The following is a 15,298-nucleotide window of genomic DNA, read 5'->3' as shown; positions in this document are numbered from 1 at the left end:
GCGGGCTGCTGCTCATTCAACGGCTGGCCCGCCTGATCGCCCAACGTTGGCCGTCGCGGGGAGCGTCCACACCAGTCCGGCGAATCGTCCGGAGTTCGGGTCGCGGCGGTATGAGAAAAGGTTCTCGTCTTCCAGGGTGCAGTTGCCGGAGTATTCGACGCTCACGCCGGCGTCCTGCAGTTGGCTGCGGACGGCGGCCGGCAGGTCCAGGCCCGGCGTGCCGCGGGAGGTTGTACACCAGGCAGCGGGAACGCGGGCGGCCACGTCGTCGCGCATTTCCTCGGGGACTTCGTAGCATCCTCCGCAGACGGACGGGCCGATCCAGGCGCTGAGCCCCGCCGCACCGAGTTCGCGCATGCGCGCCACGGCCGCAGGGACGATGCCGGCTGCGACGCCGGGGCGCCCTGCATGGACGACGGCGAGAACCGGGGTTCCGCCCCCAGCCCTGTCCCCGACCAGGACAACCGGCACACAGTCGGCCACCATCACGGCGAGGGGTTCCCCGAGGGAGACCATGGCGTCCGCGGTCGGGGCATCAGTTCTAGGGGCGTCAACACCGCTGCCGGGGGCGGCCGCTGCGCCAACGCCGGCGACGTCGCTGCCGTGGACCTGGTTCATGTACCGGAAAGGCCGGCCGCCGAGTCCCAGCGCCGCTTCGATGCCCGCACGCCGGTGCCGGACCTCCACCGGATCGTCGCCGACATGGAGCGCCAGGTTTCCGGCCCCGGCGTCGGTGAAGGCCACCCAGACGCCGGGCCGGACTTCCGCCCGCCAGGAGAACACACTAAACCCCAAATCGTTGCCAAACTTGTTTGCAGAACTTCGATCCTACGAGAAAGCACCATGGCACTGCCATCCGGCAGTGCCATGGTGCTTCAGGACCTACTTGAGGAAGTCAGGGACATCCAGGTCGTCGGAGTGGCGGCCCGACAGGTCCGGCTCCACGACGGACGGCAGGTCGACGTCGAAGCCGGAGTCAGCCGGGACTGCGGACGGCCGCTGCTGGCCCCAGCCGCCGTAGCCGGAGGCGCCGACCGTGGCGTGCAGGGGCTGGACGTGGGCCGAGGACGGAGCCTGGACCGGGGCCGGGGCCGGGGCTGCTGCCGGGGTGGCAGGGCGCTGCGGCGCCGACTGCGGAAGGGACTGGTCCATGGACGGCGAGGTGGCCTTGACGTCGTCGAAGCCGGCCGCGATAACAGTGACGCGCGCCTCGTCGCCAAGGGCATCGTCGATGACCGCGCCGAAAATGATGTTGGCCTCGGGGTGGGCCACTTCCTGGACCAGGCGGGCAGCCTCGTTGATTTCGAAGAGGCCGAGGTCCGAGCCGCCCTGGATGGACAGCAGGACGCCGTGGGCTCCGTCAATAGAAGCTTCCAGCAGCGGGGAGGCGATGGCGAGCTCCGCGGCCTTCACTGCGCGGTCTTCGCCGCGCGCCGAACCGATGCCCATCAGCGCCGAACCGGCGCCTTGCATGACGGACTTGACGTCGGCGAAGTCGAGGTTGATCAGGCCGGGGGTGGTGATCAGGTCGGTGATGCCCTGGACGCCGGAGAGAAGGACCTGGTCAGCGGAACGGAACGCGTCCAGAACGGAAACGTTGCGGTCACTGATGGACAGCAGGCGGTCATTCGGGATGACGATGAGCGTGTCGACTTCGTCGCGGAGGGCGTCGATGCCGGCCTCGGCGGAGCCCGCGCGGCGGCGGCCTTCAAAGGTGAACGGGCGGGTCACAACGCCAATGGTCAGCGCGCCGAGCGAGCGGGCGATGCGGGCGACGACGGGCGCGCCGCCGGTGCCGGTGCCGCCGCCTTCGCCGGCGGTGACGAAGACCATGTCAGCGCCGCGGATGACCTCTTCGATTTCTTCGGCGTGGTCCTCGGCAGCCTGCCGGCCAACCTCAGGGTTCGCACCGGCTCCCAGGCCGCGCGTCAGCTCACGCCCGATGTCGAGCTTGACGTCTGCATCGCTCATCAACAATGCCTGCGCATCGGTGTTGACAGCGATGAACTCGACGCCGCGAAGACCGACCTCGATCATGCGGTTGACTGCGTTCACGCCACCGCCGCCGATGCCGACGACCTTGATGACGGCCAAGTAATTCTGCGGAGCTGCCACGTTACGTGTCCCTTGTTCGTGTTCTATTGCGAAAACTGATGGAGTCGGGCTTGAAGCTTTGAACCTTAACCTTCGACTTGAAGGTTATAGTTATGTCAAGTAACTCATGCTGTGACGCTATTTCCTTGCGTGATGACATTCAATAACCGGCGCCGCGTGTCGCGGTAATACCGCTGAAATAGCGTTATTTGGTGCCGTCCTGGTGACTGTGTTGCGGAAGGCGTTGCTGCTCGTGCTGCTGCGGCGGCCAGCCGAGGGCCCAGCCGGTTGCGGGCGCCCCTGCCCCCCGCTGGCCAAGTGCTTGGCAGCTACCGGGTGACGGGGTGCCGCGGCACACTGACATCGTAGATACGCACGGGGTTCTTCGGGTCCGCAGGTGCCTTCAGCAGGGCTTCGAGAACCTTTGCCTTGAGCTCCTTCTCCCCCGAGTTGCCCCAGACGATGGTCTGGCCGTCGACGAGCTTGAGCTCAACGGCATCCACCGACTTCGCCGAGGCGTTGGAGAGCCGCGCCAGCACATCGGCGGGCAACGCCCCCAGGACCCCGGTGATGGCGTGGAACAGGTCCTTGGGCAGGGTGCCGCCTCCGCCGTCGATGACCGGAAGCTGCGTAGCAGCCGGGTCTGCTGAGTCACTGAGCGTCACGCCGTCGGCGTCGACCAACTGGTGCGCGTCACCCTGTTTGACCAGGGCCACCGGCACGCGTTCGGTCACCTTGACCTGCAGCGTCGAGGGCGGGCGGGCCTGCGTGCTGACTGCCTTGACCTGCACCAGCGGCTGCAGGAGGGCGGTGACGTCGCCGTCGCTGATCTGCGGCAGCGGCTTGCCCTGCAGCGGCGCGAGGGCGGTCTGGATCTGGTCCGTGGTCAGCAGTTTGGTGCCCTCTACGGATACTGTCTGCAGCGCCAGGACCGGCGAGTAGACAGCCGCGGCGAGGATCCCCGCGACCAGCGCTGCCAGGGCACCGATCGTGCCCAGCAGGATGCGCTTGCGGCGTTTGGCCTTGGGTTCGGGAAAGGACAGCACATTGTCCCAGGCCGCCGGGGTCACCGGCGCGGCACCGGCACCGCTGGCGGTGCTGTTGGGGCCGCCGCTCTCTTTGGATGCCGAGATGACATCGGGCGACGCCGAGTCCTGGCGCGCGGACGGCGAACGGCCCGCACCGGCCTTGTAACTGGGGCGGCGGGTGCTAGGCACCGGGAGCACCGCCATTCGCGGCAGCACCGTCGTTCAGGGCTGCAACAATCAGCGGCCCGTAGGCCGTGACGTCGCCGGCTCCGGCCGTGAGCACGATGTCCCCCGGCGCGGCGGCGGACACGATGGCCTGCACAGCCTCACCGCCCGGCCCGATAAGCCGGCCGCCGGCGCCAAGGTGGTCGGCGATCAGCTGGCTGCTGACGCCCGGAATCGGGTCTTCGCGGGCGGGATAGATGTCCAGGACCAGGGCCGTGTCAGCGGCGTTGAGCGCTGCGGCGAACTCCTCGGCGAATTCGCGGGTCCGGGAGAACAGGTGCGGCTGGAAGAGGACGTGCAGCTTGTGGCCGCCGGCCACCGACCGTGCAGCAGACAGGGCTGCCCGCACTTCCGTGGGGTGGTGGGCGTAGTCGTCGTAGACCCGGACGCCGCGGCCCTCGCCCTTGAACTCGAAGCGCCGGGACGCGCCCGTGAAGTGCGCCAAAGCGCCGGCGGCAGTCGCGGGGTCGACGCCGAGTTCCAGGGCGACGGCGAACGCCGCCGCCGCGTTGAGCGCGTTGTGCCGCCCGGGAACGTGCAGTTCGAGGGGGAACCGGCCGGCGGGGGTGGTGATCGAGACGTCCCCCGGGCCGCCGTCGTGCAGAACGAGCTTCGCGTCATCGCTGGTGCCGTAGAGCACGACGCGCGTGTTGCCTCGCTCCAGGGTCCGCAGGGCCAGGGCCCTGGCGCCGGGATCGTCAGCGCAGGCGACAAGCACGCCGTCTGCCGGGAGCAGCGCGGTGAATCGGTCGAAGGAGGCGTACACGGCTTCGGCCGTGCCGTAGAAGTCGAGGTGGTCCGGCTCGACGTTCGTCACGACGGCGATCTGCGGGCGGTAGTTCAGGAAGGAGCCATCGGATTCGTCGGCCTCCGCGACAAAGACCGGCGAGCTGCCGCTGGCGGCGTTCACGCCCAGCGCCGGAACGTTCGCGCCGATGGCGAACGACGGGTCAAGCCCTGCACCCTGCAGAAGCACTGCAATCATCGATGTGGTGGTGGATTTGCCGTGCGTGCCGGCCACCGTCACGGCCGTGTCCTGCGCCATCGCGGCCGCGAGTGCCTCCGAGCGGTGAAGCACGGGCAGTCCGGCCGCCCGCGCCGCAGCCAGCTCGGGATTGTCCGGGCGGATGGCGGAGCCGGCAACGACGCTCTGCGCGTCGCCCAGGTTTGCGGCGTCGTAGCCGACGCAGATCCGGGCGCCGGCCGCGGCCAGGTCCGTCATGACCGGCAGGTCCTTGGCGTCGGAGCCGCTGACCGGCAGGCCGCGGGCCACCATGATGCGGGCCACTGCGGACATCCCTACGCCGCCGATGCCGATGAAATGCATCCGGCCGAGGGACTCCGCGGAGCGGACGGCCGAGGTGGTGTGCTGGTGCTCGGGCTGGGTCATTGCTCTACTGCTTCCTGCCGTGTTTTACACTGCCGTGCTTGACGGGTTTTGCGGTCTTCGCCTGGACGGAGGCCGCCGCCTCGAGGACCAGATCCGCCATGCTCCGGTCGGCGTCGCGAATGCCGAGCTTCGCGGCGCTGTCAGCCATCCGTGCCAGCCTGGCAGGGTCCTGCAGCAGCGGGATGATGTGCTCGCTGACCCAGCCGGGAGAAAACGTGCTGTCCTCGACGAGCAGCGCCCCTCCGGCCTCGACGAGTCCGGCTGCGTTGAGCGCCTGTTCGCCGTTGCCGATCGGCAGCGGAACGAAGACGGCGGGCAGTCCGACGGCGGCCACCTCGCTGACCGTCGCGGCGCCGGAGCGGGCCAGCAGCAGGTCCGCCGCGGCGTACACCGTTTCCATTCCGTCGACGTATTCAAGTTGCCGGTAGCCGGGGGCGGCGAGTGGCTTGCCGTCGGCGTCGTGGACTGCCTTGCCGCGGCCGGTGATGTGCAGGGTCTGGATGCCGGCCTCCGCGAGGAGGCCGGCCGACGCGGCCATGGTGCGGTTGATGCTTTGGGCGCCCGAGGAGCCGCCGGTGACAATCAGGGCCGGACGATCCGGGTCCAGGCCGAGTGCTGCGCGGGCCGCGGTCCTGGCGGCGGCCCGGTCAAGGCCGGAGATTTCCTTGCGCATCGGCATGCCGACGTGGCGGGAGGCACCCAGCCTGGTTGCGCCGAAGGCCACGGCCACGTGTCCGCCCAGCAGTGCCCCCACGCGGTTCGCGAGCCCGGGCCGCGTGTTGGCCTCGTGGATGACGATGGGGATCTTTCGGCGCCGGGCGGCCAGGTACATCGGCGTGCAGACGTAGCCGCCGACGCCGACCAGGACGTCCGCTTTGGCCTCCTCGAGGATGACCCCGGCCTGCTTGACAGCGCCTGCCAGTCGCCCGGGCAGCCGCAGCAGCTCCAGGGAAGGCCGTCGGGGGAAGGGAACGCGGCTGATCGTGACGAGGTCAACCCCGGCGGCCGGAACCAGCCGGGCTTCCATGCCGCCCGGTGTTCCCACGGCCAGCAGCCGTACATCGGGGCGGGCCTCCCGGACAGCGTTGGCGATGGCCAGGAGCGGGCTGATGTGCCCGGCTGTTCCGCCGCCGGCAAGGACGACGGATAAATGGGATAAAGGGGACTCGGTGTTCATGGAGGCCTATTTACGCTTTCGTGCAGGATTGCTGGGGGCGGGAGTTCTGGTGGCCGGCTTTCGGTTGGCCGGCGTCCCTGGGGAGTCCGTGATGACCGCGGATCTTGGGGCAGCGGATCTTGAGGCCACGGATCTTGGGGCGGCCGCGGCGGGGGCAGTCCCCTTGGCCGTTTTGCTGGCTGTGTTGCTGGCCTTCTTCTTGGCTGTGTTCCTGGTTGTGTTCTTGGCTGCGTTTCCGGCCGCGTTCCTGGCTGCGCCGCGCTCGGCGTTCCGCTTCCGCAGGGACGCCGCCAGCCCGGCCGGGCCGAACCTGAACAACCGCTTGGGCTGGAGCCCGGGCGCCATCTGAGCCCGGGCCAGTGACAAGACTACGCCGATCGCGCACAGGGACATGAGCAGTGCCGAGCCACCGTAGGAAATGAACGGGAGCGGGATGCCCACCACGGGGGCCAGTCCGGTGACCACGGCCATGTTGACCGTCGCCTGGCCCAGCAGCCAGACCATGATGGTGCCGGCCAGGACGCGGTGGAACATGTCCTTCTGGGCCACAACAACCCGGTAGATGGCGGTGCCGAGAATGGCGAAGAGCACCAGCACCACGAGTGTTCCGACCAGTCCGAGCTCCTCGCCGATGATGGCAAAGATGAAGTCGTTGTGGGCTTCCGGGATCCAGCTGTATTTCTGCCGGCTTTGCCCCAGCCCCACCCCGAACCAGCCGCCGGAGGCCAGGCCGTACAGGCCGTTGGTCGACTGGTAGTTGAGGTCGGAGCCGTCCGCGCAGGTCTGACCGGACCAGGACAGGATCCGGCACATCCGGTTAGGGCTGGTGATGGCCAAAACCGCCGTGCCCACGGCGATGAAGGCGCCCGCGATGCCGAAAAGGTACAGCCGCACCCCGGCGAAGAACAGTGCGGCGGCCGTGATCATCATGACGATCATGGCGGTGCCGAGGTCGTTGCCCACCAGGATGAGGCCGATCACTCCGGCAGCTCCCGGGAGCACCACGGGGACCAGGGCATGCCATGCCCGGGAGAGCAGCTTGGCCTTGCGGTCCAGGACCGTGGCCATCCACAAGGCAAGCGCCAGTTTGGCCGCCTCGGAAGGCTGGAACGTGAACGGCCCGACGTCGATCCAGTTCTTGTTGCCGAGGGCGCTGCGGCCGACCAGCAGCACCAGCACCAGCAGGACGAAGGCCGCGATGATGGCGATCCAGGCACCGCGCTTGAGCCAGACGACGTTGACCCGAGAGAGCAGGAACATGCCGAAAAGGCCGATCCCGGCGAACAGCCCCTGCTTAAGGGCTGCCGTGTAAGGCGACTCCCCCGCTGCGATAGCCTCGACGCTGGAGGCCGAGAGCACCATCATGATGCCGATCGCCGTCAGCGCGAGGGTGGAGCCCAGGATCAGGTAGTACGTGGAGCCGTTGCGGGACTTGCCCGTTCCTTCGAGGGCAGACCAGAACCCCCGGTACCAGCCCCGGACCTTGCGGCCCGCTGCTTGCACGCCGGCTGGAGCCGGGGCGGCGGGAGGCCGGGTTGCCGGCGACGATGTTGCCGACGACGGTGTTCCGGACGGCTTGGTTGCAGCCGAAGAGGCCGCGGGGGAACGTGTGGGCGTGCTGACCATAGTTACTCCTTGCTGGTCTGAGCCTGCCCTTCCACGAGCTCGCGGACAGCTTCAATGAAGGCGTCGCCACGGTGAGCGTAGGAAGAGAACTGGTCCATGGATGCAGCCGCCGGGGCCAGGAGCACTGTGTCCCCGGAGGCGGCAAGCTGCGCCGCCGAGGCAACAGCCCGAGCCATCACAGTCTCGCCGAAGATCGGTGAGGGTCCTGCTTCGGCGTCGGCCGTCCCGGCAGTCTGCACCTGTTCAGTTTCGCCCTTCCCCTCACCGATCACGGGGACATCCGGCGCGTGTCGCTGCAGCGCGGAGCGCAGATCGCCGGAGTCCGCCCCGATCAGGACCACGGCCTTGAGCCGGCGCGCGTGCTCCTGGACGAGCGCGTCGTAGTTCACGCCTTTGGAGAGCCCGCCCGCGATCCACACGACGTCCTCGAACGCGGAGAGCGATGCCGCGGCCGCATGCGGGTTGGTGGCTTTGGAGTCATTGACCCAGAGGACGCCGTCGTGCCGGGCAACGACCTGGATGCGGTGGTCCCCCGGCAGGTAGTTCAGCAGACCCTTGCGGACGGCGGCCGGTTCGACGCCGTAAGCCCGGACCAACGCTGCCGCGGCCAGGGCATTGGCCACCATGTGCCGCGGAGCCACGGCGCCAAGGTCGGACACGGCCGCAAGTTCCGCGGCGCTGTCCTTGCGCTCGGCGATGAACGCGCGGTCCACCAGCAGTCCCTCGACGACGCCGAGCATGCTGACGGCCGGCGTGACGGTGGTGAAGGCCACCGCGCGGCAGCCTTCGACGACGTCGGCTTCTTCGACCATGCGTTCGGTTTCGATCTGCTCAGCGTTGTAGACGCAAGCCTTCTGGGTGTTTTCGTAAACCTTTGCCTTGTCCGCCAGGTAGGACGCGTAGGAGCCGTGCCAGTCCACGTGGTCCTCGGCGACGTTCAGGCAGACGCTCGCCACCGGGGAAACGGACTCGCTCCAGTGCAGCTGGAAGCTGGAGAGCTCGACGGCGAAGACGTCGTAGTCCACCGGATCGCGCAGGGCGTCAAGGATCGGTGTGCCGACGTTGCCGACGGCGATCGCCTTGAGCCCGGCGGCCTGCAGCATCGATTCGGTCAGCCCGACGGTGGTGGTCTTTCCGTTGGTGCCGGTGATGGTGAGCCAGTCCGCGGTCTTGCGTCCCTTGCGTTCCCGGACCCGCCACGCGAGTTCGACGTCGCCCCAGACAGGGATGTGGGCCCTCGCGGCTGCGGCGAGCAGGGCCTGGTCCGGCCGCCAGCCCGGGGAGGTGACGATCAGGTCCGGCTTTACACCGTCGATTTTCGGGACAGTCTCCACGGCGTCCTCGCCCAGCAGGACATCCACGGCCCCGACGATGCGAAGGGTGTCTGCCTGTGCCTGCGCCGTGGTGCCGGTGGCTGCGTCCACGACGACCACGCGGGCGCCAAGTTCGATCAGCGTGTCCGCGGCGGCGAAGCCGGAGACACCGATGCCGGTGACGACGACCCGCAGACCGGCCCAGTCGGAGTCCCAGGTGACCAGGTCCTGGAGCCTGGGTGAGGTGGTGAGGGGCGCGGGAATAGGACCAGTCACAGCAGTACCACCCATTCGGCGTAGAAGATGCCCAGTCCGGCGGCGACAAAGAGGCCACACAGAATCCAGAACCGGACGACGACGGTGACTTCCGCCCAGCCTTTGAGTTCAAAGTGGTGCTGGAGCGGGGCCATCTTGAAGAATCTCTTGCCCTTGGTGAGCTTGAAGTAGCCGACCTGGATGATCACCGAGAGGGTGATGAGCACGAAGAGGCCGCCGATGAAGGCGAGCAGCAGCTCGGTCCGGGACAGGATCGCGAAGCCGGCGACGGCGCCGCCGATGGCCAGAGACCCGGTGTCCCCCATAAAGATCTTGGCCGGTGAGGTGTTCCACCACAGGAAGCCCACCAAGGCCGCGCTGAGGATGGCGGCGAGCAGGGCAAGGTCCAGCGGGTCACGGACCGTGTAGCAGCCGGAGCCTGCCTGCCGCGGCGAACCGCAGGACTGGTTGCTCTGCCAGATGCCCATCAGGGTGTAGGCGCCGAACACCATGATGGAGGCGCCGGCGGCGAGTCCGTCCAGGCCGTCCGTGAGGTTCACGCCGTTGGTGGCGGCGGTGATGATCAGGTTGGACCACAGCACGAAGAGGATGGTGCCCAGGAGCGTGCCGGCGAAGGCCAGGTTCAGCCACGGGATGTCGCGGACCAGGGAGATCTGGTACGACGCGGGCGTCACGCCGTTCTCGTCCGGGAAATAGAGGGCGAGGATCGCGAAGATGATGCCTACGGCGGCCTGCAGGATCAGCTTGGCCTTGGCATTCAGGCCCAGGCTCCGCTGCTTGGAGATCTTGATGAAGTCATCCAGGAATCCGACCAGCCCCATGCCGACCATCAGGAACAGCAGCAGCAGGGCCGAGGCGGACGGGCCCGGCGACGCCGGGTTGATCAGCCACATGATCAGGTGCGTGATGCCGTAGCTCGCGAGCACCGCCAGGACGACGACGGTGCCTCCCATCGTGGGGGTGCCGCGCTTGGTGTGGTGGGTGGTGGGTCCGTCATCCCGGATGAATTGCCCGTAGCTCTTCCGGACCAGGAAACGGATGAAGAGCGGGGTGCCCAGGAAGGCAAACAGCAAGGCCAGTCCAGCGCCCATCAGCAGTGCAATCACAGCAGCGCACTCCCTTCAGTGGCGGTTCCGGCAGTGTCTGGGGGTAATGCTATCCGATCGCCCAAATGACGCAGCCCGATGCTGTTGGACGACTTGAAGAGCACCAGGTCACCGGGCTCCAGCTCCGCCTGCAGCAGTTCGTAGGCCTCGTCCGGGGTCTCGGCGAAGACGCATTCGTTGCCCCAGGACCCCTCGTTGACGGCGGAGACGTAGAGCGAGCGTGCCTCGCGTCCCACGACGACGAGCCGGGAAATATTGAGCCGCACCACCTGGGTGCCGACCGCCATGTGTTCGCGGATGGAATCGGGGCCCAGTTCGAGCATCGCGCCCAGCACGGCCCATGTCCGCCGGCCGCGGCCGAGGTCGGCGAGGGTCCGCAGCGCTGCGCGCATGGATTCCGGGTTGGCGTTGTAGGCATCGTTGATGATGGTGACGCCGTCGGCCCGCTCGGTCCGCTCCATCCGCCAGCGGCTGGCGGCCGTTTGGGCGCTGAGGGACGCGGCGATCCGCGCCGCCGGGACGCCGGCCGCGTGCGCTGCCGCCGCCGCCGCCAGCAGGTTGGCGATGTGGTGCGCGCCGATCAGCCGGGCCGTGACGTGCTGCCCGGCGCTCTCACCGGGCAGGAAAAGTTCGAATTCCGGGCAGCCGCCGGCATTCAGCTCGACGCCCTCCGCACGGACCCGCCCGGCCCCTGCTGAGTCGCCGGCAGCCTGGGCGGTGTAGCCAAGGACGGTGGCCCGGGTGCGCGCGGCCATGGCGGCCACCCGCGCGTCGTCCAGGTTGAGGACGGCGGTGCCTGCGGACGGCAGTGCCTCAACGAGTTCGCCCTTGGCGCGGGCGATGTTCTCCACTCCGCCGAACTCGCCGGCGTGGGCCGTGCCGACGCCAAGGACCACTCCGATATCGGGGCGGACCATCTCCGCAAGGTAGCTGATGTGTCCTACGCCCGTGGCACCCATCTCGATCACGAGGTAACGGGTGTCGACGCCTGCCTTGAAAACAGTGAGCGGAACGCCGACTTCGCCGTTGTAGGAACCCTGCGGGGCAATTGTTGGACCCTCCGCGGCGAGAATCCCGGCCAGAAGGTCCTTGGTGGTGGTTTTCCCGGCGGAACCGGTAATGCCGATCACGGTCAGCGGTTCGCCGTCGGCCGCGCGGCTGGCACGGATCCGTCGGACGGCTTCCGCGGCGAGGGCACCCATCGCGAGGACCGAGTCCTGGACCACGACGGCGGGGTAGTTGCCCCCGGCCCCGTCGGCGACGTCGTGCTCGACGAGCGCCAGTACGGCGCCGCGGTTGAACGCGGCGGCGACGAAGTCGTGGCCGTCGGCCGTCTCCCCCGGCTTGGCCACGTAGAGGGATCCCGGTGCGGCTTCCCGGGAGTCGGTCACCACGGAGCCGGGGGTTATCCCCGGTTCCGCGGCCAGCCGGCCGTTGGTAATGTCGGCGATTTCCGCCGCGGTAAATGCAATCATGTCGGTTTAGGACTCTATCCGCTGGTCTTCGAGAACGGTGAATCCCCGAGCTGTCAAGGCGGAGCGGAGCTCCACCCTGTCGTCAAGGGCGAGGTTGACACCCTTGACTTCCTGCCACACTTCGTGGCCCCGTCCCGCGACGAGGATGGTGTCTGCCGGGCCCGCGAGTTCCACGGCTTTCCGGATGGCGGCGTCCCGGGGGTAAACCTCCAGGATGGTGCAGCCGAGGCCCTCGTGTTCCTTGGCGCCGACCGCGCCGGCCATCACGTCGGCACGGATCGCCGCGGCGTCCTCGTCGTGCGGGTCGTCGTCGCTGACGATGACGGTGTCGGCAAGGCGTGCGGCGATGGCACCCATGGCGGGGCGCTTGCCCTGGTCGCGTTGTCCGGTGGCGCCAAAGACGATGATCACGCGGGAACCCGGTTCCGGGGAACGGACTGCCTCCAGTGCCCGTGCCAAGGCGTCCGGGTTGTGGGCAAAGTCGACCACCGCGGCGGGGGCGGTGGAGACGAGCTGCATGCGGCCGGGGACGGCGACCGTGAAGGGGTCGCCCCCGTCGAGGGCCGCCTGGACGGCGTCGGCGTCGTGGCCGCCGTCGAGCACCATGACCGTTGCCAGCGCGGCGTTGGCCACGTTGAAGCTGCCGGGCAGCCCGGTGTGGACGCGCAGTTCCGTGCCGCTGCTGTGGCGGAGGGTGAAGTCCGTGCCGAGTCCGCGCGGGGCCGGGTTGGTGACCGTCCAGTCCGCCGCTGCCGGCGTCCCTGCCGCCGCGCCGGCGCCGTGGGTGGCCAGTGTGGTGACCGGGATGCCGGCGGTGGCGGCCAGCGTTCGGCCCCAGTCGTCGTCAACTGTCACGACGGCGCGGCGGGCCCGTTCCGGGGTGAAGAGCCGCGCCTTGGTCTGGAAGTACTCGTCCATGCTTCCGTGCAGGTCGAGGTGGTCCTGGGTCAGGTTGGTGAAGCCGGCGACGTCGAATACGACCCCGTCCACGCGGTGGAACGAGACGGCGTGCGAGGAGACCTCCATGGAGGCGGCGTCGAGGCCGCGTTCCCGCATCAGAGCCAGCAGGGCGTGGACATCGGTGGATTCGGGTGTCGTGAGGAGGCTGGGAATCGGCGCGCCGCCGGCCAGGATCTCGATGGTGCCGATCAGTCCCGTCTTCTGCCCGAGGGCCTGCAGCAGGGCGTTGATGAAGTACGTGGTGGTGGTTTTGCCGTTGGTACCCGTGACGCCGAAAAGGGCCGGGGTCTGCTCATCCTGGGGGCGGCTCTGGTAAATCAGGGCCGAGAGGCCGCCCACGAGGCTTCGGGGTTCCTCTGCCAGGAGCACCGGAACGGCAATGTCGTGCGAGAACGCAAGCAGGCGCGCGCCGGCGTCGTCAGTCAGGACGGCTGCCGCTCCGGCCTCCACCGCCTGGGAGACAAAGTCGGCACCGTGCCGGCTCGCACCGGGCAGTGCGACGTACAGGTCGCCGGGCAGCACGGCGCGGGAATTCAGGGAGATCCCGGTGACCAGGACAGAGCCGGAAGCACCGGGGACAACGACGCCGATCGACTCGCCGATGGTGGCCAGCGGCACGGCAGCCACCGCAGAGGGCCGGAAGCCCGCAGTGGATCCGGGACCGGACGGCGCGGCGGAAGCGCCGGGGGCATTCTGATCTGACAAGTGGATCTCCGTTGGTGGTGCTGGCGGATCTGGCGCTGCGCGCGGAGGAACACTCCGGCCCGCAGGCTCATTTTCCCGGTACAGGTTCGTGGTGGACGGGCTGGTGCTGGTTCTCTCGCGGGTGCTACTTGGCGTACTGCGGCAACCGGACGGGCTCTCCGGTGGACGGCGGGACGTTATACGTCCGCAGCGCCTGGCTCAACACGGACCGGAAAACCGGTCCGTTCGAGATTCCGTAGATATCGCCTTTGGGCCGTTGCAGGACCACTTCAACAATAAACCGCGGATCGTCCATCGGCGCCATCCCCACCATTGACGCCGTGAAGCCGCAGAACCCGGCGGTGCCGTCGTCGCACGGCGATTGCGAGGTGCCGGTCTTTGCCCCGACCCGGTAGCCGTCCAGCCCCGCTTCCTTGATCTGGCCCTCCGTAACGGCGCTCTCGAGGATGTCCCGGACCTGCCGGGCGGTGTCCGGGGAGACAATTTGCCGGGAATCCTGCGCCGGCACTTTCTCCTCTGTGCCGTCGGGGGTGATGTAGCTGTCGATCAGCCGCGGCTGGAGCATCACGCCGTTGTTGCCGATGCTTTGGAAGGCCCGGACGGTCTGAAGCGTGGACTGAGAGACGCCCTGGCCGAACAGCACGGTGTACTCCTGGCGGCCGTCCCATTGCTCGTGCGGCGTCAGGATGCCCGTGGCTTCGGCGGGAAGGCCAATATCCGGCGCCTCGCCGATGCCGAACTTCCTCAGCCAGTCGTAGCGTTGCTCCTTGCTGAGCCGCTGGCCGGCCATGACGGTGCCGGTGTTCATGGACCAGCCAAGGATCCCGGCCAGGGTCCGGTCTTCGGTGCCGTGGGTGAAGGAGTCGTTAAACGTCTGCCCGTCGACGGTGTACGAGGGCGGGATGGTGAACTTCTCCAGCGGGCTCGACTTACCCTCCTCGATCAACGCCGCGGCCGTGATCATCTTCTCCACCGAGCCGGGCTCGTAGGCGGCCGTGACGGCACGGACACCGCGGTCTTTCGCATCGACCTTGCCCGGATCGTTGGGGTCCGGGGAGTTGGTGTCCGCCATGGCGATGATATTGCCGGTCTTGATGTCCTGCACGATGACGACGCCCCACTCGGCACTGAGTTTGTCCCGCTGGCTTTGGATCGCCTGCTGGGCGAAGTACTGGAGATCCGAGTTCAGGGTGAGCTTGATGTCCTTGCCGTTCACGGCGGGGGTCAGCTGGTCCACTCCGACCGGGATGCGGAGCCCGTCGGCACCGATCTCGAAGAGCCGCTTGCCGGGAGTGCCTTTCAGGATCTCGTCCTGCGTTTGCTCGAGGCCGGCCTGGCCGGTTGTGCCGTCCCTCAGGAAGCCCACAATCCCGCCGGCCACCGAGCCGTTTGGGTACACCCGCTTGCTGGTGCCAACAGTGACGATGCCGGGGATCTGGAGTTTGGAGATGCGGTCCTCGACGTCGGGCTTCACGTCTTTGGCGACGATGTAGTACGGCTGGTTCCCGGTGAGGGCATCCTTGAGCGTGGAATTCTCCATGCCCAGCAGCGCGGCGAGCTCGGTGATGCCCTGGTCCCGGGACACCTTAACGAGCTCTTCCGTGGTCTCGTCGAAGCGCCGGAACGACTCGGTCTTGGTGTTGACTCTCTGGTCCACAACGACGTTGTAGCGGATCACGCTGCTGGCAAGGACAGTGCCGTTGGCGTCCAGGATGCTGCCGCGCTCGGCCGGGAGTTCGACCGGTGTGAGCCGGTTCTGGAGGGCGGCCTCGGCCATGCCTCCGACGTCGAGGCCCTGGACGAGGAAGAGCTTTCCGCCGACGACCAGGAGGAGCGTCAGCATGACGCCAAGGCCCAGGCGCAGCCGCCGGGTCGCGCTCGGCGCTTTCGCCTTGCGTGCCTTGCCGGTGTTCTGCGCCACGA

General features: G+C 68.3%; 10 protein-coding genes and 1 pseudogene. All 11 read right to left on the bottom strand.

Translation table 11 applies throughout. The annotated features are described in order from the left end of the window. Window positions 1-12: 12 nt before the first annotated feature. Window positions 13-783, bottom strand: coding sequence for a purine nucleoside phosphorylase YfiH/LACC1 family protein (locus AC1DF4_RS17360; protein WP_476914044.1), 771 nt, complete (start codon window positions 781-783; stop codon window positions 13-15). A 99-nt stretch (window positions 784-882) separates the two neighbouring features. Next, on the bottom strand, window positions 883-2,115 hold the full coding sequence (gene ftsZ, locus AC1DF4_RS17355; RefSeq protein WP_476914043.1) for a cell division protein FtsZ: 1,233 nt from the start codon (window positions 2,113-2,115) through the stop codon (window positions 883-885). A 308-nt stretch (window positions 2,116-2,423) separates the two neighbouring features. Beyond that, the gene (locus AC1DF4_RS17350; RefSeq protein ID WP_476914042.1) at window positions 2,424-3,311 is read right to left on the bottom strand and encodes a cell division protein FtsQ/DivIB; all 888 of its coding nucleotides are present in this window, start codon (window positions 3,309-3,311) and stop codon (window positions 2,424-2,426) included. Continuing rightward, window positions 3,304-4,737, bottom strand: coding sequence for a UDP-N-acetylmuramate--L-alanine ligase (murC, locus tag AC1DF4_RS17345; protein ID WP_476914041.1), 1,434 nt, complete (start codon window positions 4,735-4,737; stop codon window positions 3,304-3,306). The genes AC1DF4_RS17350 and murC overlap by 8 nt, the downstream gene beginning before the upstream one ends. A 4-nt stretch (window positions 4,738-4,741) precedes the next feature. Further along, a complete protein-coding gene (gene murG / locus AC1DF4_RS17340; RefSeq protein ID WP_476914040.1) occupies window positions 4,742-5,914 on the bottom strand; it encodes an undecaprenyldiphospho-muramoylpentapeptide beta-N-acetylglucosaminyltransferase in 1,173 nt (390 codons plus the stop codon). A 300-nt stretch (window positions 5,915-6,214) separates the two neighbouring features. After that, window positions 6,215-7,540: pseudogene (ftsW, locus tag AC1DF4_RS17335) on the bottom strand (putative lipid II flippase FtsW); the annotation flags it as partial. Window positions 7,541-7,542: 2 nt separating this feature from the next. Further along, a complete protein-coding gene (gene murD / locus AC1DF4_RS17330) occupies window positions 7,543-9,144 on the bottom strand; it encodes a UDP-N-acetylmuramoyl-L-alanine--D-glutamate ligase (protein ID WP_476914039.1) in 1,602 nt (533 codons plus the stop codon). Beyond that, on the bottom strand, window positions 9,126-10,235 hold the full coding sequence (gene mraY, locus AC1DF4_RS17325) for a phospho-N-acetylmuramoyl-pentapeptide-transferase (protein WP_476914038.1): 1,110 nt from the start codon (window positions 10,233-10,235) through the stop codon (window positions 9,126-9,128). Before mraY ends, murD begins: the two co-directional genes overlap by 19 nt. Further along, entirely contained in the window at window positions 10,232-11,710 is a 1,479-nt protein-coding gene (locus tag AC1DF4_RS17320; RefSeq protein WP_476914037.1) for a UDP-N-acetylmuramoyl-tripeptide--D-alanyl-D-alanine ligase, read from the bottom strand. The genes mraY and AC1DF4_RS17320 overlap by 4 nt, the downstream gene beginning before the upstream one ends. 6 nt (window positions 11,711-11,716) lie before the next feature. Then, window positions 11,717-13,375 (bottom strand): UDP-N-acetylmuramoyl-L-alanyl-D-glutamate--2,6-diaminopimelate ligase, encoded by a 1,659-nt coding sequence (locus AC1DF4_RS17315; RefSeq protein ID WP_476914036.1) that lies wholly within the window; start codon window positions 13,373-13,375, stop codon window positions 11,717-11,719. Window positions 13,376-13,499: 124 nt separating this feature from the next. Continuing rightward, window positions 13,500-15,296, bottom strand: a complete 1,797-nt coding sequence (locus tag AC1DF4_RS17310; RefSeq protein ID WP_476914035.1) for a peptidoglycan D,D-transpeptidase FtsI family protein — start codon at window positions 15,294-15,296, stop codon at window positions 13,500-13,502. Between the last annotated feature and the right edge of the window lie 2 nt (window positions 15,297-15,298).

This window comes from Arthrobacter sp. 05N429 (assembly GCF_056397045.1).
The sequence above is the reverse complement of the archived record's forward strand: the minus strand, read 5'-3'. Positions and strand labels throughout refer to the sequence as shown.

Coding starts and splice junctions, on each gene's coding strand:
- murC (WP_476914041.1), bottom strand. CDS start 4,737: ATGACCCAGCCCGAGCACCAGCACACCACCTCGGCCGTCCGCTCCGCG.
- murG (WP_476914040.1), bottom strand. CDS start 5,914: ATGAACACCGAGTCCCCTTTATCCCATTTATCCGTCGTCCTTGCCGGC.
- murD (WP_476914039.1), bottom strand. CDS start 9,144: ATGGGTGGTACTGCTGTGACTGGTCCTATTCCCGCGCCCCTCACCACC.
- AC1DF4_RS17320 (WP_476914037.1), bottom strand. CDS start 11,710: ATGATTGCATTTACCGCGGCGGAAATCGCCGACATTACCAACGGCCGG.